The 18,268-nt window shown below is 45.9% G+C and carries 19 protein-coding genes; 5 read left to right on the top strand and 14 right to left on the bottom strand.

Annotation, left to right across the window (positions count from 1 at the left end; genetic code table 11):
- Positions 1 to 67: 67 nt before the first annotated feature.
- From BN1360_RS12760 to BN1360_RS25940, 3 genes are all read left to right on the top strand, one after another.
- A complete protein-coding gene (locus tag BN1360_RS12760) occupies positions 68 to 1,606 on the top strand; it encodes a hypothetical protein (protein WP_068780234.1) in 1,539 nt (512 codons plus the stop codon).
- Entirely contained in the window at positions 1,603 to 3,537 is a 1,935-nt protein-coding gene (locus BN1360_RS12755; protein WP_068780233.1) for a TOMM precursor leader peptide-binding protein, read from the top strand. The genes BN1360_RS12760 and BN1360_RS12755 overlap by 4 nt, the downstream gene beginning before the upstream one ends.
- A 108-nt stretch (positions 3,538 to 3,645) precedes the next feature.
- On the top strand, positions 3,646 to 3,768 hold the full coding sequence (locus tag BN1360_RS25940; RefSeq protein ID WP_229520997.1) for a YjcZ family sporulation protein: 123 nt from the start codon (positions 3,646 to 3,648) through the stop codon (positions 3,766 to 3,768).
- Positions 3,769 to 4,034: 266 nt separating this feature from the next.
- Here the strand turns inward: BN1360_RS25940 and BN1360_RS12750 are convergent, their stop codons facing one another.
- The 13 genes from BN1360_RS12750 to BN1360_RS12690 all read right to left on the bottom strand — a co-directional run bounded on the left by BN1360_RS12750 (position 4,035) and on the right by BN1360_RS12690 (position 14,997).
- A complete protein-coding gene (locus tag BN1360_RS12750; protein WP_157259348.1) occupies positions 4,035 to 4,193 on the bottom strand; it encodes a hypothetical protein in 159 nt (52 codons plus the stop codon).
- A gap of 77 nt (positions 4,194 to 4,270) precedes the next feature.
- Positions 4,271 to 4,675 (bottom strand): hypothetical protein, encoded by a 405-nt coding sequence (locus BN1360_RS12745; RefSeq protein WP_068780232.1) that lies wholly within the window; start codon positions 4,673 to 4,675, stop codon positions 4,271 to 4,273.
- Positions 4,676 to 4,968: 293 nt separating this feature from the next.
- Positions 4,969 to 5,838 carry a GNAT family N-acetyltransferase gene (locus tag BN1360_RS12740; protein WP_068780231.1) on the bottom strand — a complete coding sequence of 290 codons (870 nt, stop codon included), beginning with the start codon at positions 5,836 to 5,838 and terminating at the stop codon, positions 4,969 to 4,971.
- A 507-nt stretch (positions 5,839 to 6,345) separates the two neighbouring features.
- A complete protein-coding gene (locus tag BN1360_RS12735; RefSeq protein WP_068780230.1) occupies positions 6,346 to 6,711 on the bottom strand; it encodes a hypothetical protein in 366 nt (121 codons plus the stop codon).
- A gap of 115 nt (positions 6,712 to 6,826) precedes the next feature.
- A complete protein-coding gene (locus BN1360_RS12730; protein WP_068780229.1) occupies positions 6,827 to 7,249 on the bottom strand; it encodes a VOC family protein in 423 nt (140 codons plus the stop codon).
- 381 nt (positions 7,250 to 7,630) lie between these two features.
- Entirely contained in the window at positions 7,631 to 8,200 is a 570-nt protein-coding gene (locus BN1360_RS12725; protein WP_068780228.1) for a manganese catalase family protein, read from the bottom strand.
- A gap of 215 nt (positions 8,201 to 8,415) precedes the next feature.
- Positions 8,416 to 8,691: a spore coat protein CotJB gene (locus tag BN1360_RS12720; RefSeq protein WP_068780305.1), complete on the bottom strand. Its 276-nt coding sequence runs from the start codon at positions 8,689 to 8,691 to the stop codon at positions 8,416 to 8,418.
- Entirely contained in the window at positions 8,684 to 8,914 is a 231-nt protein-coding gene (locus BN1360_RS12715) for a spore coat associated protein CotJA (protein WP_229520996.1), read from the bottom strand. Before BN1360_RS12715 ends, BN1360_RS12720 begins: the two co-directional genes overlap by 8 nt.
- Positions 8,915 to 9,095: 181 nt before the next feature.
- The gene (locus BN1360_RS12710) at positions 9,096 to 9,596 is read right to left on the bottom strand and encodes a hypothetical protein (protein ID WP_068780227.1); all 501 of its coding nucleotides are present in this window, start codon (positions 9,594 to 9,596) and stop codon (positions 9,096 to 9,098) included.
- Positions 9,597 to 9,851: 255 nt separating this feature from the next.
- Positions 9,852 to 11,201 carry a hemolysin family protein gene (locus BN1360_RS12705; protein WP_068780226.1) on the bottom strand — a complete coding sequence of 450 codons (1,350 nt, stop codon included), beginning with the start codon at positions 11,199 to 11,201 and terminating at the stop codon, positions 9,852 to 9,854.
- Positions 11,202 to 11,282: 81 nt separating this feature from the next.
- The gene (gene yfkAB / locus BN1360_RS12700) at positions 11,283 to 12,419 is read right to left on the bottom strand and encodes a radical SAM/CxCxxxxC motif protein YfkAB (RefSeq protein WP_148466570.1); all 1,137 of its coding nucleotides are present in this window, start codon (positions 12,417 to 12,419) and stop codon (positions 11,283 to 11,285) included.
- A 16-nt stretch (positions 12,420 to 12,435) separates the two neighbouring features.
- Complete coding sequence (locus BN1360_RS12695) at positions 12,436 to 13,533, bottom strand: HD-GYP domain-containing protein (RefSeq protein WP_068780225.1); 1,098 nt, start codon at positions 13,531 to 13,533, stop codon at positions 12,436 to 12,438.
- A gap of 30 nt (positions 13,534 to 13,563) precedes the next feature.
- Positions 13,564 to 14,997 carry a bifunctional metallophosphatase/5'-nucleotidase gene (locus BN1360_RS12690; RefSeq protein ID WP_068780224.1) on the bottom strand — a complete coding sequence of 478 codons (1,434 nt, stop codon included), beginning with the start codon at positions 14,995 to 14,997 and terminating at the stop codon, positions 13,564 to 13,566.
- Positions 14,998 to 15,139: 142 nt separating this feature from the next.
- Here BN1360_RS12690 and moaD point away from each other — a divergent pair, with 142 nt between their 5' ends.
- Positions 15,140 to 15,388 carry a molybdopterin converting factor subunit 1 gene (moaD, locus tag BN1360_RS12685; RefSeq protein ID WP_068780223.1) on the top strand — a complete coding sequence of 83 codons (249 nt, stop codon included), beginning with the start codon at positions 15,140 to 15,142 and terminating at the stop codon, positions 15,386 to 15,388.
- A 198-nt stretch (positions 15,389 to 15,586) separates the two neighbouring features.
- Positions 15,587 to 16,633 (top strand): HD-GYP domain-containing protein, encoded by a 1,047-nt coding sequence (locus BN1360_RS12680; protein WP_068780222.1) that lies wholly within the window; start codon positions 15,587 to 15,589, stop codon positions 16,631 to 16,633.
- A gap of 191 nt (positions 16,634 to 16,824) precedes the next feature.
- On the opposite strand, the gene sufB is transcribed toward BN1360_RS12680, so the two are convergent.
- Positions 16,825 to 18,222, bottom strand: coding sequence for a Fe-S cluster assembly protein SufB (gene sufB / locus BN1360_RS12675; RefSeq protein ID WP_068780221.1), 1,398 nt, complete (start codon positions 18,220 to 18,222; stop codon positions 16,825 to 16,827).
- Positions 18,223 to 18,268 lie beyond the last annotated feature (46 nt).

The following is an 18,268-nucleotide window of genomic DNA, read 5'->3' as shown; positions in this document are numbered from 1 at the left end:
TAGAACTAGGGTTTGACCTGCTTGAATAAGTTGATGCTTTACAAAGTTGGGGAAGGAGATGTGCAGGATGTCTCTTCAGGAGGAAGGTGCGCTTGCGATCGGTTCCGGCCAAATCTTGCTTTCGCTTGCTGAATTATGGAATGAATCCGATTCGCGCAAGCTCACGGTTTATGTAACAAACAAGGAAAACACAGACCTGGAAAAACTCAAGGAACTTCACGAACAAACCCAAGGCAGTGAGAGCGAAATCGCGTTAAATACGATTGCTGCAGAAGGGGATCAGGAGCCGGATTGGAGGGCGATCGTTCGTCCTTTTCGATTTGTGTTGTATGTTGCAGAGCATGGCGAATTGGAGGAGCTTCGGAGTGTACAGCATGCTTGTATAGCGGAAAGGAAACCGATGCTCCCCGCCATCGCAATAAGAGGCGTAGGAATGGCAGGGCCGCTGCTGCATTCTGACGGGGCCGGACACTGGGAGTCAGCCTGGCTAAGAATTCATGCATCCGTCTTTCCCGAAAAACAAACGCAGGAGGTCTTATCCACCGCTGCCGCAGGCGTTCTATCGAGTCTTATTGTCCAATGGTATAAAGAGTTTCCGGTAAAGCCTGAATGGGAGCACAGAAATCAATGCTTTCAACTTGACCCCATAATGTTAACCGGAAGCTGGCATTCTTTTCTGCCCCATCCTTTAGTATCTGAATATGATGCTGCCCATTCAGTGGAAAATATAGAACTTCACCTAAGCATAAATCATCAGCAGGTAAGCCCGGAGGTATGGTTTACTGCCTTCAACCAACTGACCTCGACGGTAACAGGTATTTTTCATGTTTGGGAAGAAGCAGACCTAATCCAGCTGCCGCTGGCACAATGCCTTGTTCAGCCTGCAGACCCTTTGTCAAAAGAACCGGCCCTACTATTACCAGCCATTATCCGAAGCGGACTAACGCATATAGAGGCCAGACGAGAGTCAGGATTGGCCGGCCTAGAAGCCTATGCGGCCCGCATCATTCCCCTGCTGTTTGCTGGTCTATCTCCACATCAGCAGGAAGGAATCCGCATCGGAGCAGGTTGCGATATAGCTGAGGCCGTTGGACGGGGAGTCAGCGCTTGTTTAACTAAAGAGTTAGGCAAGCGGAGTTTGTCCGATAAGCCGACTGTTGTTCAGCGTATAGCATGTCCGCAAATTGAAGACGCCCGTTGCCAGTATTACCTACAAGCTTTAGCTACCTTAGAGGGAGAAACACTGCTTGCAGTAGGTGAGCCGTTGCTCGGTTTTCCAACAGTATGGGTCTATTCCGATTCCACGTGGTACGGCAGCGTAGATCTTAGCTTTACGCTTGCCCTTCGCCAATCCCTGCAGAAAGCACTAACCAAAACCGGGCGAACTGCGGCTTCTCCTACGCTTTGTAAGGATCGTGAAGTGCAAAACATAGCAGTTCCTGATGGCGAACCTCTCAGCTACAGCGATTTGATATTTTCAGCCATTGAAACTCTGAAGCAGTGCGATCAGCAGCTTGAGGTATACGAATTGAATAGCGACTCTTTATGGGGAAACGGGCCGTTTGTAGCCTATGGAGTAATTCTTGGAGAGGAGGAATCCCTTTGAATACAATCGCTATTATCGGGGAGGGAATACTTGCCGATGCCGTGTACAAGCGTCTGTCCAGGCTCTCTCCTGTGCGAAGAAAAGACCTTAGTGAAGATATCCCCGCTGTAGACCTGGTATTGGTGCTGAAGGATGAGGAAAGCTCCTCTTATTTTTATGAAGCTGAACAGATACTGCGAATACGTGGTATTCCCTGGTTATGTGCCTATGTATCCCTGGGAGAAGGAATCATAGGGCCGCTCATAGTTCCGGGAACACCCGGATGCTTCAAATGCGCAGAAGCACGGCTCTCTTTGGCGGGAAGCAATCGTACTGAAGTTCAGGATTTGCTGATGAGGCTCGTATCTGATGATTATATTCCTCCTCATACAGCGGAAATATCTGACGCGGGAGCCAGTTATATGGCGCACATTATCGCAGCAGAAACGGATAAGGTGCTGCAGGGGGATAAAGCCAATACGGAAGAACATCTCTATTTGATTAACCTGAATCATTTGAGCAGCACAATTCATTATGTCATGCCGCTTGGGAGTTGCGCGGTTTGCGGACAACTGCCGGATGATTCCGCAGAATTAGCGGAGCTCTCGCTACAGGAAAGCCTAAAACAGAGCAATAGCTACCGCTGCCGCAAGACGAGTGATTTGAAGAAGGTTCTGCTCAGAGATTATTGGGACCGTCGTACCGGAATTTTTAATGATAAGAAGTGGGGACTCGACTCTATTTTTGCCAGTGTCGGTGTAAACCTTCCTTTAGGTTATTACGATGAGGTCACAGGGGGACATTCGCACTCATATGCGGATAGCGAACTCGCGGGGATATTAGAAGGGCTGGAACGTTTTTGCGGTGTGACTCCACGCGGCAAACAAACGGTCGTGCGCGATACTTACTCCCACCTTAAGGCTGCCGCCCTGGACCCGTCTACGGTAGGACTTCATGCCGAAGAGCAATACGAGCATTCGGATTTCCCCTTCAACCCGTATGATCCTGAATCTCCAATGGAATGGGTCTGGGGATATTCGTTTCAACAGGAACGTCCGATTTTGATTCCTAAGCTGTTGGCTTATTACAGTCTCAATGATGGAGAGGGCTTTGTATATGAAACCTCCAACGGGTGCGCAGTAGGAGGAAGCTTGGAGGAGGCCATCTTGTACGGGATCTTGGAGGTGGTTGAGCGGGATTCCTTTCTGTTGACCTGGTATGCAGGGCTGCAGGTTCCGCAGCTTGACTATATTTCATCAGGAGATTCGGAGCTGATCCTGATGATCCAGCGCTTAAAAGCGGTTACGGGTTATGAAGTAAGCATATACAATACCACGATGGAAAACGGAATTCCTAGCATCTGGGCACTGGCAAAAGGAGGATCGAAAGACGGCGTGAACCTTCTCTGTGCTGCCGGAGCTCATCTCGATCCGATTCGGGCAGCCAAGAGTGCCATCCATGAGCTGGCGGGCATGATCCCGACGGCCGAAAAGCGATTGAAGGAACGAAGGTCTGAAGCCGAAGCTATGTTTGATGATTCGTTCCTTGTAGAGCATATGGCAGATCACTCCTTGCTCTATAGCTTGCCACAAGCAGAGGAACGGCTGCACTTCTTATTAGATGAGGGGAACCCTGTCCGTACTTTTGCCGAAGAGTTCCGCCCACTAACTTGGCAAGAGGATCTAACGGAGGATTTGAAACAAATTCTTCAAGTTTTCCGCAGGCTTCAGATGGATGTCATTGTAGTTGATCAGTCATCAAGTGAGACGCTTCGCAACGGACTACGTTGTGTAAAGGTACTCATACCAGGAATGTTACCTATGACATTTGGACATCATCTTACCCGGCTCATTGGCCTAAACAGGGTGCTGGAGGTTCCGATGAAGCTGGGTTATACAACTCGCAGACTGACTCCGCAGGAGCTTAACCCTTACCCGCATCCATTTCCATAGACAAAGACAAAATTTTTAGTGCTTTCACCGATTATTTAGACCATAGTCCAATCCACCAGGCGTTTTCCTTCATACAATTTAAGATAAGGCGAAGGGAGGAATATCGCAATGGGAGAACTGGGTGGAATTGGAACTTGTAGCTGTAGCTGTGGCGGCCTGTTCACAAATACAGGTGCAATCCTCGTATTATTCATTCTGTTGGTTATTATTACTCGCGCATTTATTTACTAATTTTTTCAGGATACAGATAATCGAGCCCTGTATTGATTAAGAAAAAAACATTACAGCCCTTGTAATGCCCTTGGTAGTCGTTCTCGGATTTTTATCTGTCTGTTAAAGCTTAAGTGGTGATACCACTTGAGCTTTTTCATTTTTTCACCTTATTGAGCGGCAAGCCGTCCATTTCCTTGATCTTCTTTAGTTAGCAAGTTATATATTCTATCTTGTTCCCATGTTGTTATTGTATATTTCTTACTGTCCTCCAAATAGTAAATTGTTTATTTCTTATCTAGAATAACAATTAAGAAAGTAGCAATTGGACCTAATATTAACGACAAAAGAAACCAATTAAGTCCACTTCTATTTTTGCCCTGAGCCAATCCGGCATTAACAAGGGCCAATGTTCCCCATCCAATAGTGTAACCACTGTTTATCATAGCTGCCTCCTTGAGTTAATCTTTTCTGGTTATATTACATAAGGTTTTTAAGTCCACGCTCTCATTGACTTAAGCCATTAACTATCTAGTTCTTCTATTTTCGTAAAAATTCTGGAGTAAAGATTTTTAATGTTTTCGTCGGTTTTCTCATTATTATATAAAGCAAGTCCCCAGCTTTTTAATGAGTGATCTTCATTGGATTTGTAGCTACCGACAGCGTAGATTGTACCTGGAGTCCAGTCCCAAGTCTCTTCATATTCAATATTTTTCAGTTCCCCTTTATTTAAATCATCAAATGAAATTTCTCTGAAGTTAACTTGCTCTTCTTTTATTTGTGGCGGTTCTCCAATAACAGCTATACGCAAAGACTTCCCTTCATATAATTTAAATTTATTTTCTGGTTTAGTACTCATGCAAGCTGACATGACAAACAATATAACCAACGAATTAATAATTATATACCACCTTCTTTTATTCGTCATGACTTCTCCTTTAAATTGCAGATATGGTTAATGCAGCCTTACCTGATATAACTTATGAAATATAGGTTACTTATTTGCTTAGTTGTATTTAATGCTGTGTACTCACGAAAAGCCCCAGTCTTAGATAACTCTATCTTAGGCTGGGGCGTTTGTATCTGGGCTTCTTTCCAAGACAATTATCTGACAACCCAAGGGCAGCAGCCCTTCAGTGCTTAGTTTAAAATGTCAACGTCTTCTTTTAAATAATGATACCATCTTTATTTGCAATAGATGATATCCATGATATTAATCAGCTAAATTTTATGAATAGGGAGCATATAATAAAAAGATTCAGCCGAAATATCAAATCCTGTTGACTGGTAAAGACTCAATGCGTGTCTATTTTGAGTAACTACGCTCAAACGGATTAGAGAGTAGTCTTGGCTTAGCAAAAGCTTAACAACCCTAGCAAGGATATTACGGCCATAACCTCTCCCTTGAAATGCGGGGAGCACACAAAAATCATGTATAACGGCAGTTTTCGTATCAATACAATTTACCCTGATCATCCCTATCGGTGTCAGATTGTCCTTAGCGATATAAGTAATACGTGAAGGTTCTCTAGTATGGCTCAGATACTTCCTGGTCCAAGACTCTGAATCTCCAAAAGCCTGAGATGAACATTTAACCAGAAACTCGAAATCCTCTTCTTCAGCTAATCGTAAAATAACGTCTATGGAACATAATTTTGTATCTTCTACGTTCTTTAAGGTCATGGAGAATTCAGATGTACTAAAATCAGCCCCTAAATGCCTTATACAATCAATACCCGACTCAGAGTTGGATGGGACTCTAAAACGACAAGTGAGAATGCCTTGCCTTTGCATCTCCGATGCCGCCCTTTCCAATAACTCCCGAAAAATACCAGAACGGCGGTATTCCGGATGAACCATACTATTAATATTAGCTTCAATCCCATCTGAAGAATACCAACTAAGAAAACCAATTAACTGGCCTTCGTTCTTACAAAGAAAGCCCTCATCGCCATCTATCTCTTTAAGGCTTTCTATCCCCACTCTCAAACTTGACCTATCGAATACCTTGCACAACTGTTCCAACATTCTGATTTGATCAATCTGATAATTTGAAAAATCATTCATTTTAATTATTTTATACTTTTGCATTATACTAGTTACCCTCATCATGAAGGAAACACGCAGTTTATGGACGAGTAGGCGCTATCCTTCTAAATTCTGTCCCAATATTCATGGTTGCCAATTGTTCGTTTACTCTTCTCTATATTAGAGCTATCCCCTGTCTGAGTGTACGAAGGATAAAATCTGATTCCATTATGTGTATACTCTTGGTTACGGATCTTATAGGTTGAACCGGCCGGGATAACTCTGGCACCAATTTAACCTATACAAAACAGGCGTATAACAAATTATGACCAAGATCAATATAGCTAGACCTTGCATTATATCCCCCCTCTATGCTACTGAAATATTCAATACAATTAATATAAAGCGGTTTTAACTAACGTCTTGCACTCACGAAACGACCCAGCCTTAGATAGTTTTTTATCTTAGGGCTGGGTCATTTGTTGTCGGAGCTTCTTCCATGATTATACATCTGGCAACCGGGAAGCGGTAGTCCCGAGGACTGGAATGACGTTATATTTACATTACGAGTTATTTAATGGAAAGTTCATCAATCGCTTGAATAGACAGTTCCAACGCTTTCATTCTTCTTTTCAATAGTGTACTTTGAGGACTACCCGTCTTTGATTTAGCGTAACTGTTTTTGATTGATGGAAATAAACCAGTAATAACATCGCGAGCTTCTATCAAATCTTCCTGAGTAAAGTGACGGGGAATTTGATTCCAAACGTTTTCCAGCGCAGCTAGACCGATGTTAACAGCTTTAAGTCTTTTCTTTACCAGAGTAGTATTTGCACCATTACCAGTCATTTGCGATAAGGCATTCTCAAGCTTGCCAATGGTCGATTGCAAAGATTTTATTGATTCCAACTTTTCTAAATTTGATACCTCTTCCATGTAAGTATTGTCCTTTCTTCGCCCCTATTCAAAGGGAATAATCCATTAATACATTAAAATGTTTTCGGAAGTCTTGCCTTCTCTACATTTGCTTACATAAGCTTGAATTTATATATTAATTCATACGATTCATAATAGGATGATGTTCGTTCAACTGCAATAAATCCCATAGGTTCCCATAAAGATCTTTAAATACTGCAACTAACCCATATGGTTGCTCTTTGGGTTCTCTTACAAATTCTATTCCTTTAGAGAGCATGTCGTTATAATCTGTCCAAAAATCATCTGTATTCAGAAATAAGAAAACCCTCCCCCCTGATTGATTGCCTATAAATGATTCCTGTTCCGGTTTCGATGCTCTTGCCAGTAATATAGTTGTACCAACTGATCCAGGAGGGGAAATGACCACCCATCTCTTATCTTGTTCAGGCTGATACGTATCCTCAATCAATTCAAAATGCAGCTTCTTTGTATAAAAATCTATCGCCTCATCATAATCCTTAACAACAAGAGCAATATGCACTATTGATTGAATCATTTTTACTTTCCTCCGATTATCTGATGATTTCTATGAGATTTACAAATATTTCCGATAACGTTATTTATTCTCGACGTCCCTCCACCTAAAGACCTAGGTGACCACAAGATTAATTATACCTCCATTTCATAGTCATGTAATCCGATTCCTTCCAACGGTGCTTGTCCTGAAAGCTTGCAACTTCATGGCTGCAACCCCTTTTCATATATATTAACGTAAAAAAGACACCCCTCCTCTCAGGAAGCTCTGCCTTTCTGTAGTTTTTTGGGATCATTTGTTGCTAGCCTTCAACAACAATAATTTAATTCATTGTCAGCTTCCTAACCCCATTTCCCAACAAAAAAGGACACCCCGCATTGGAATGCCCTTTAAACCGCCTCACTAGAACACCTTCTTCTTTCCCTGCTCAGCCTTCAAGATCTCTACTGCCTCGCGGAAGCGCAAGGAGTGGACGATCTCGCGCTCGCGCAGGAATTTCAGGCTGTCTTGCAGATCCACGTCATCGGTCATGTCAATCAGCCACTGGTATGTAGCCCGGGCCTTCTCCTCCGCGGCAATATCCTCATACAAATCAGCGATGGGATCGCCCTTCGCCTGAATGTAGGCGGCCGTGAATGGTACGCCTGAAGCATTCTCATAGAAAAGCGCGCTATCATGGGCAACATAATGAGGCGCTAGCCCGCAAGCTCGCAACTCCTCTACAGTCGCATCCTTCGTGAGCTTAAACACCATGGTGGCAATCATCTCGAGGTGGGCAAATTCCTCCGTAGAAATGTCAGTAAGTAATCCAATCACTTTATCCGGAATCGTATACCTCTGGTTCATATAACGCAGCGCAGCCGCGAGCTCCCCATCGGCACCGCCATACTGCTCCAGCAGCAGCTTCGCCATTCCAATATCGCATTTGCCTACGCGAACCGGGTATTGCAGCTTCTTCTCGTATACCCACATTTTCTCCGCCTTACCTCCTTCTGCTCATTTTCATACAGACCACTTCTCAGCACTGAAGCTTATGCCCGTTATGCATTTTGCAAAAACGATGGGGTTGCCTGAAGTCTAATATCTAAGGAGTGCATTCATTCATCCTATAACGGCCTTAGGTAGGAGATCTTAATCTTAATTAAGACCGTGTTTATGAAGGCTCTCCATAAAGAATCAAGGCAGGCCTAAACCTGCCATGGCCACGGGACATTAACCCATTCCCACGGATATCTCGAGAAAGAATGACCGAAATTTTGCAACGGACCGTATAACTGCTGAAAGTGCTCTGCCAGATGCCGTCTCTCCAGGGCAAGTTGGTTAAATTGCTGGAGCGCGGCCAAGTCCCCCGGATGCGTATCCAGATAAAGGTTCAGCTCGACGAGCGTGAAATCCAGTGCCTGCAGCTTCTCCAGCATGTCGTAATACTCTTGATCGCAATGCGGCTTAGTTACTTCATTCATTCGTCTGCCTTCCTTTCCCCCATCGGGATTCATAGGGGCTGTATAATGCGGGCCATAGCGTACCATGTCTTAATGCTTCCTGCGGACTGAACTGCGGCAGATTGGGCGGCTGGAAGCGCATATATAACTGCGGTGGAGTGCTAAAGGTTTTAACCAATATCGGCGGGCAAGGATCAAAAGGGCCAATGAAAGGGGTATATGACTTCTCCTGAGTAAAGTTCAAACCACTTCCTCCTTTACATACTGATTTTTCAAGATCGCTGCGGCTTGGGACAAATCTAGTCACGATCTCCTCATTCTTTAACATATGACATTCGCCCAAATAATGAACTAAAAAGCGTGAATAAACAGCAAAAAACCGCCCTATTCAGAGCGGTCAAGCCAATGATTAGCCCACTATTATGTTAAATCGCAATCTCATCCGTAATGCTCATCGGAATCCGCTCCGAATGGATCTCACCCTGGTTATCCTTCCAAGTAATCTGAATAATCGTATTCTCGAGGCTTGTTCGTTCCGGCTTGATATCATCAGCACCAAAAGGTGACGTAATTGAGCCGAAGTTGCCCAGATTCTCATAAATGGATACAGGCCCGCCCTGACTGGTATGAATCGTGTTATATACCGTCTCGTGATCTTCGATGACTTCTATACCGAAATACTCAGATTGGTCATTCGCCATGCTTCCGATATAACGCAGCCTTGCTTCTCCCCGTTTAATCCGTTCCTGATCTATGACCACTTTATAGTTGACGACCGTCCAATTCTCGCCTTCGCCATCCATAAGATACAGGTTCGTCGTTAGCGCCGATGCCTCCTGCCTTCCGCTATGCCAAAGCAAGGCAGCAAGCACCATGTTCAGAACTACTGAAAGTAATAATCCGTACCAAGCAACCCTATACTTCATACTTCCGCCTTTCGGACTTCTGTCTTCACTTGGCTGTAACGTGTCCCCTTAATCCGAATCTTCCTCATTATACCAACTATTTCCAAACTAACCACCTATATATTTGGAAAATAAAAAAAACCATCAGCATCACACCTTACTCCAAATTCTCAAGTATAGGATGACCTGACGGTCTTATTATTTGCTTAACCTTATTCGCAGGAATCATTAATTCGTCTAAGTCTGATAGCTCCACAATTTTTCTGTCCCGAAACCTTATGCTTCCTCGCACGGATCATCAGGTTGTTCAGGCTCTTGCAATTTAATAATCTTCACCCGGGTAATCCGCAGGCGGCTTGCTTCAGCAACCTCGAAAATAATGTTGTCCTCCTGCTTCTTCTTGCCCTTGGCCGGAATCCCTTCCAGCTCCTTGAATAGCCAGCCGCCGATTGAATCGACCTCATCGTCCACCAGTTCACTTCCGATCAGATCATTCACCTCTTCGATCAACAGACGGCCGTCTACCGAGTATACACCGTCTTGCAGCTTTTCAATTTCCGGACGCTCATCCTCGAACTCATCATGAAGATCGCCGACGATCTCCTCCAGAATCTCTTCCACTGTCAGAATACCGGCTGTGCCACCGTATTCATCCACCACAATCGCAAGCTGGGAATGCCGCTTCTGCATCAGCCGCAGCACATGGCTAACTTCCATCGATTCCGGTACGTTTAGAATCGGACGCACCATATCCGCGAGCTCCTTCGGTCCATCCGGCTCCGGCAGCAGCAGATCGGTAATATGTACAAAGCCGATGATCTGGTCTTTATCCTCCACAGCTACCGGATAACGCGAATGCTTCGTATCAGTGATAATCTTCATATTCTCTTCCCAGGATAGATTGGTGAACAAGCAATCCATATCTGTCCGCGGCAGCATCACCTCCCGCGCCAGCATATCTGAGAAGTCAAAAATATTGTCCATCAGCTTCATTTCATCTTTGTCGATCACGCCGCTCTTAGCGCTCTGATTCATCAAGATCCGGATCTCTTCCTCAGAATGCGCCGCTTCAGCCTCATTCGCCGGCTGAATGCCGATTAAACGCAGCATTCCGTTCGCCGATGCATTGAGCAGCCAAATGACGGGCAAGAACAGCTTATAGAAAAACAGCAATGGAGCTGACAGCCAGAGGGAAGTTGCCTCTGACTTCTGAATGGCCAGCGATTTGGGAGCCAATTCCCCAACTACAATGTGCAGGAACGTAATTATCGCGAACCCGACAGCCACAGAGATCGTAGAGATCAGTGCCGGGTCCGTAATTCCAAGCTTATACATAATAGGCATGACGATAAGGTCTGATACAGCCGGCTCGCCAACCCAGCCAAGACCAAGCGAGGCAAGCGTAATTCCCAACTGGGTAGCCGATAAGTAGGCATCCAATTTCTTATTGACTCGAAGCGCGTAGGACGCTCTTCGATTCCCTTCGCTGGCAAGCTGGGTCAGCCGTGATTGGCGCACCTTAACGAGCGAGAACTCCGCGGCAACGAAGAACCCGTTAAAGAACACCAGGATTAAGACTATAAGTAGATTAGAAATAATCTTGCCAACTTCAAAATCGGTGTGCAAGATGAACGCCTCTTTTCTGTGATTACGAATAATGTCGTATTGTTAAATATTATAGTACGAGTAGCGGAGTTTTCGCACCTCTTATAGCATAATAGCTTTACGCGATTTGAAGTCGATATCCCTATAATACATATCGGCAACCAGCAGATTTGGACCACAGCAATTAACAGCAGGGCAGTGGCAGTTCACCTTCTGATTGAGCGGATGCTCCATAAGCCACTTCTCAAAAATATCATCCAGACGCCCGTCGCGTAAATTGCCGAAGGCCGGAATCGCTGCGAAGTCGGTAACGAATACGTCGCCCGTGAACATGTTCACGTTCACCCGATTGCGTCCGTCCGGGTCATTGCGCACCGTCACATTCGGCTCCCCGCGCAAACGACTCAGCAGCTTGGCATCCTCCGTGCTTGGATTGCAGGCGAAGAAAGGAAGCGTACCGAACAGCATCCACAGACCAGGATCCCGAGCATCAAGCAAGGAATGGATGGCCCCGCGCATCTGATCCAACGACAGCATAGGCAGTCCCTCCGCAAAGTCAGCCGCGTACATCGGGTGGACCTCGTGGCGTTTACAGCCCATTTCCAGAATCAAGCGATGTATCTCCGGCAGTTTCTCATAAGTTCGGTAATTGATCATCGATTCTGCAGAGATGAACATTCCTTCCTCACTCAAGCGGCGGGTGTTCTCCACCATCTTGTCATACATTCTGTAAGCAACCTCAGATTTAACCGGATGTCCGCTGCGGGCGAAGCCCACCTCATGGAAGTCCTGCTCGCTTGTGTAATTGAACGAGATATGCATGACATCCAGGTAAGGCAGCAGCTTCTCATAACGCTCATAATCAAGCGTCAGATTGGAATTAATCTGAGAACGAATCCCCCGTGATCTTGCGTATTTCAATAGTGGAACAATCAGCTCGTCGACCGTCTGCTTCCGAAATGTAGGCTCCCCGCCTGTGATACTGATCGTCTGCAGGTTCTCGACCTCATCCAGCGCATTTAACATCATTTCGAGTGGAATATGCTCCGGCTCCTTCATCACAAGGCTATCGCCTACTGCACAATGCTCACAACGCATATTGCACAGATTGGTTACCGTCATCTCCACGCTGGTCAGCACATGCCGACCATGCTGCTTAAGCGACAGAATCGGGTCCCACGGATCATAACTCGGACTGACTTGCCGGATTGCTTCATGGTTCATACTCATTATTTTCATATTATACTCACCTTATTTATTTTATAGCTTCTTTTGCACCATCTACTCCGGTAATAACGACGGATAGACGATTTGACAGATCGATATCGTACGGGACCTTCAGATCAGCTCCGTTGGAATCGGTCAATACTCTGACTACCGGTCTGTGCGGAATCGCCTTGTGAATCTTGGCAACAACGCCTCGTTCGCCAGTGCTTAGATCGACGGTCATCCCCGCCGGATAGATAGCCATATGATCTCTGAACAGCTCCAGCTTCGACTTCTCATACCATTCTCCACAGCCTGCATAGAGCACCTCCAGCGCCTGATGCGGCAGCATCGCCGGACGGTATACCCGATGCGTTGTCATCGCATCAAACGCATCTGTGATTGCGATCCAGCGGGCAAATTCATGAATCTCATCGCCCTTCAAGCCCCGCGGATAACCTTCGCCGTTAATCCGTTCATGATGTTGATAAGCACAGTGCGCTGCCTTGAGAGGAATCCCTGGCTCATCCTTCAACAGCTTGAACCCGATCTCGGTATGCTGCTTAATCTGTGCGAATTCATCGTCCGTCAATTGTGAGGGCTTATTCAGTATATCCCGCGGCACCTTCGTCTTGCCGATATCATGCAGCATGGCTCCAAGTCCGAGCAGTGTCAGATCCTCTTTGCTATAGCCGTGGACCTGACCCAGCAGCAAAGTATAAATGCATACATTCAAAGAATGGCGGTACAGGTAATGATCCATACTATCGATATTCATCATCATGATCATCGCATCTTCCCGAGAACTGAGATCATCAACGATGGATTCGACCAGGCCGGAGAAAGTCTTGCCCAGATAGGGATAGACCATCCCTTTTATCGCCGGCTCCATCAGCTTCTTGAAGTTGACCCTTAATTCATTCAGAGCGCGGCGGCGCGTAGTTTCTTCGATCATCTCGCTGATCTGAATATCATCCGTACGATGATCAGCAATATAGATATAATCGAGGCCGTGGTGACGCAAGCGGCGAATGATAGCATCATTTATTTCTGCATTTTCCGATAAGAGAACAATCCCGTCCTCATTATAAATCTTTTTACCCAGCTTCATTCCTGGTTGTAGAGAATTTATAGCTATTAACCGCAACTAAACCACTTCCGTCTCGTTATAAATCATTTAAACTTGCTTCCATCTGGCGAAGAAGCAGCTGTCTACAGCTCCTGCCGTCTGTAATTCCAGCCTGAGCAGATCACGTATAAATAAAGGAAGCATAAATTTCTGCTCACTTCCATGCTGCAGTTGTTCATAGCCTACTCCAAATGTAAACATATCCAGAGTACCAACCTTATAAGTCGCACTAGGGTTCAGAGGAATCCCGGCGACACTCGCCTTAGTCACTCGCCGATAGGGCGCGGCATACGGATCATACTCAACTTCCATCCCGTCCAGGCAAATTCCGCCCAGCACCTTGCCGCGAAATCCATAGCCGAATATGGTCTTATCCATCATCTCGGGAAGCAATGATTGCTCTAGGGTATATAGAATGTCCTCACCTTTTAAGATCATGGTACAAGGATTAATCGGAGAGGGGCAGCGTTCATGCAGCATGCCTTCACTGATATCACCAGCGGGAAGGTCGCTCAACAACTGGCCGCTATTGACAATCGCCAGCTCGCTATTTGTAAACCTCCTGACTGCCTGGGCCAATAAATTGCCGAATGAAGACTCACTGTGGTATGAGATCAACAGCTTCCGATCCGTCGTTGTGACCGTCCGGTCCAGACGTGCCTTGGCTTTTTTGCGATAAATGTCAATGGAGCTCAGGACCCCTTCACTTTCGACCCCTGGCTCAACTTGAAGCACCTTGCCATCGTAAATCTCCGGTAGACCGCTCAGCGGATTCTTGCGGTATTTTATTAGCCCAACATAATTGCCGAATTTGCCCGCAGCTGTGATCGCTGTCTTCCCAATAATCAAGGGTTCCTCCAGCAAATGATGGGTATGACCGCCGATGATGAGGTCAATGTCCGGAATCGTCTCCGCCAGTTGTCGGTCGAGCAATATCCCCAAATGGGACATGACAATAATCAGATCCACTCGCGGACGCAGCTGTTCTACATCATATTGGATCGTCTCTAACGGGTCAAGAGCATCCCAGCCCAGCAAGCTGTAGAAGTTGGAAAATGCCGCCGTCGCACCAATCAACCCGATTGTGAACGGGCCCCGCTGCACAATATGATGCCTTCTCATCCATCCTGGAGGCTGACCGGTTCTTTGTTCAACAATATTGTTGCAAATTACGGGACAACGCAACCTTGCATACGTCTCTGTCAGAAGTTCCGGGGTAAAGGTCAACCCCTCGTTATTCCCGATGGTAATCGCATCGTATCCCGTCAAATTCAGAATATCGACATTCGCCTGCCCCATTGTACCTTCCGTCTCTGGTGCGGCTCGATCCATATGGTCGCCTATATCAAGGAGCAGCATTTCACTATTTGGCTCCGACCGCAGATCATCGATCATCGCGGCGATTCTGCCCATGGCGCCGAAATGGCTGTGCAAGTCATTCGTATATGCGATCGTTAATGTAACTTCGTCCTTATCCGGCACATGAAAGCCCCCTTGTTGTTTTTTATTCCATTGACCATTTAAAAATGAAGATAAATCTAATTATATACCTTGAAAACGCCCACTGTCTTCTTATATATGATATATTATAGGGATTTAAACACAAAATCCGAGGTGCTTAGACATGATAATATCTATTTCTCTCTTTGCCGGACTGGCCGAGCGACTCGGTACGTCCAGGATCTCTTTAAACTGCAGTGAATCCGGCCTTACTGCCGAGCGTCTGAAAAAGCTGCTAAGTGATGCTTATCCCGATGCTGCTCCGCTCATATCCGCGGCAATGATTGCCGTCAATCAGGAATACGCAACAGCGGATTGCCCGATCCGGGAGACGGATGAGATCGCTTTGATTCCGCCTGTATCTGGAGGTTGATGCTTAAGCATCAACCTTTTATCCTTCCTGTGAGCTATTTTTACAGAAGAGATAACGACTATAGTTCTCCTCACGCCCTCCTGCCCCGGTCATAATCTGCATCTAATAAATAGCAATAAAGAACTATGATACCGTTGTCAACCCATATATTTCCTGATATGATTAGAAAAAAAGCACAATATTGAGGTGTCATCTTTCTTGAAGGTACATATTATGGATCTTAATCCCGGAGACAAGCTTCAAACCGACGTATTCAATCATTTTGGCGTACTGGTTCTACAGAAAGAAAAGGAGCTGTCCAGCGAGGCCATCGTTAAGTTGATGCAGCATGGGATCGATTATATCGATATCATCCCTCATACCATGGATGTCGTCGTTCCGACCGCCTCAGTTACTCCGCAGTTCATCCAGAAAATTCAGCCTGTGTTTAACGAAGCGATTGACGGATTTGAAGCAATATTCCTGGAAGCGCTGGCCACCGGCAATTTCGACAATTCCCAAGTAGACCAACTGCTTGAGCCTATGGTTGAACAGCTTGATGACCAGAAAGATGTCGTATCTCTGCTTCTGCTGCTGGGCAATAATGATAATTATACATATAATCATTCTTTGCAGGTTGGAATGCTATCCTATTATATCGCTTCCTGGTTGGGATATTCAAAGGAAGACGCCTATAAAGTGGGCAAAGCCGGTTACTTGATCGATATCGGAAAGTGTAAAATACCTGAGGAAATCTTATTCAAACCCGGGAAGCTGACGCCTGAGGAATTTGAGGAGATCAAGCGACACACGCAATACGGGTATGAGATTATTCTGAATTCCACCGGGGACGAGCTATCGGCCCTCGTCGCTTTGCAGCATCATGAGCGTGAAGATGGAAGCGGTTACCCCCACAGGTTGACCGATAAGGAGATCCACCCATACGCCAAGATCACTGCCGTAGCAGACGTCTACACGGCAATGACCTCTAACCGTATCTATCAATCCAAGCAGGAGCTGTTCAGCGTTCTCAAAGAATTGAATGATATGAGCTTCGGCAAATTAAGCCCGGAGCCCACCCAGGTGTTGATTAACCATCTGCTGCCGAATTTTATTGGTAAGAGGGTACTGCTCAGTTCCGGTGAAGTCGGGGCAATTATCATGACGAACCCAGCGGATTTCTTCCGCCCGCTAATCCGTACGGAGTCGCGCTTTATCGATTTGTCCAAGGAGCGCGAGCTTACGATCACTGAAATTTATATGTAATAACTTAAATACAATTTTAAGTTAGAAGCCCATAGACCTTATCGGTTAGTGGGCTTCTTTAATGTTATTGGTTAAATCTGGAGAAGAGTGATTTATCAGTCCAAAAATATGGATATCACCCTTAAAACAAAAAAGTAGCCCCAGGTCACTGAGCGTGACTCGGGACTGCCTTTTTTGCGATGAAACAGCTCTTAACCGATAGAGCCTTCCATCTCGAACTTAATCAATCTGTTCATCTCAACTGCATACTCCATCGGCAGTTCTTTCGTGAACGGCTCAATGAAGCCCATGATGATCATTTGCGTTGCTTCCTCTTCCGTCAGACCACGGCTCATTAGATAGAAGAGCTGCTCCTCCGACACCTTCGATACAGTCGCTTCATGCTCCAGAACAATGTTATCGTTCATGATCTCATTGTATGGAATAGTATCCGAAGTCGACTCATTATCAAGAATAAGCGTATCGCACTTGATGTTGGACTTCGCGCCATCGGCTTGACGTCCGAATGAAGCAAGACCGCGATATGTTACCTTACCGCCATGTTTGCTGATCGACTTCGATATGATTGTCGAAGTCGTATCCGGTGCAAGGTGAATCATCTTCGCACCCGCATCCTGAAGCTGGCCTTTACCGGCAACAGCGATCGACAATACGCTGCCTTTGGCACCACGGCCCTTCAGAATAACGGCGGGATATTTCATCGTCAGCTTAGAGCCGATGTTGCCATCTACCCACTCCATTGTCGCATTTTCTTCGGCAACGGCACGCTTCGTAACAAGGTTGTAAATGTTCGGTGCCCAGTTCTGAATTGTGGTGTAACGAACACGGGCGTTCTTCTTACAGATAATCTCCACGACCGCACTGTGCAGCGAGTTCGTGCTGTAGATCGGAGCCGTACATCCCTCTACATAGTGAACGAAGCTGTCTTCGTCAGCGATGATCAAGGTACGTTCGAACTGACCCATATTTTCCGAGTTAATACGGAAGTAAGCCTGCAGTGGAACCTCACACTTCACGCCCTTCGGCACATAGATGAAGCTGCCGCCAGACCATACCGCACTGTTCAGAGCGGCAAACTTGTTGTCTGCCGGAGGAATAATCGTACCGAAATGTTCGCGGAAGATCTCTGGGTGCTCTCTAAGCGCAGAGTCGGTATCCATAAAGATGACGCCTTGGTCCTCCAGATCCTTCTGCATGCTGTGATATACTACCTCGGATTCATATTGAGCCGATACCCCGGCCAGGAACTTCTGCTCCGCTTCCGGAATGCCGAGCTTATCAAAGGTCTCCTTGATCTCATCAGGAACTTCATCCCATGTCTTGCCTTGCTTCTCAGATGGTTTGACATAGTATTGAATATCGTTAAAGTCAAGATCGTCCAGATTTCCGCCCCAGCGCGGCAGCGGCATCTTCTCGAACTGCTCCAGTGATTTCAGACGGAAGTTAAGCATCCATTCCGGTTCATTCTTCATACGGGAAATTTCCGTGACAATCTCTCGAGTCAAACCTTTACCCGATTGAAAAATCGACTTGTGCTCATCACGAAAGCCATATTTATACTCTTCCATTTCAGGCGCTTTCTTAGCCATGGCTGCATTACCTCCTTAAAGTTTCATTATTTGCTTACTTTTAAAT

The organism is Paenibacillus sp. GM2 (genome assembly GCF_900069005.2).
Lineage (GTDB): Bacteria > Bacillota > Bacilli > Paenibacillales > Paenibacillaceae > Fontibacillus.
Note: the sequence above shows the minus strand (reverse complement) of the source record. Positions and strands in the feature narration are given on the sequence as shown.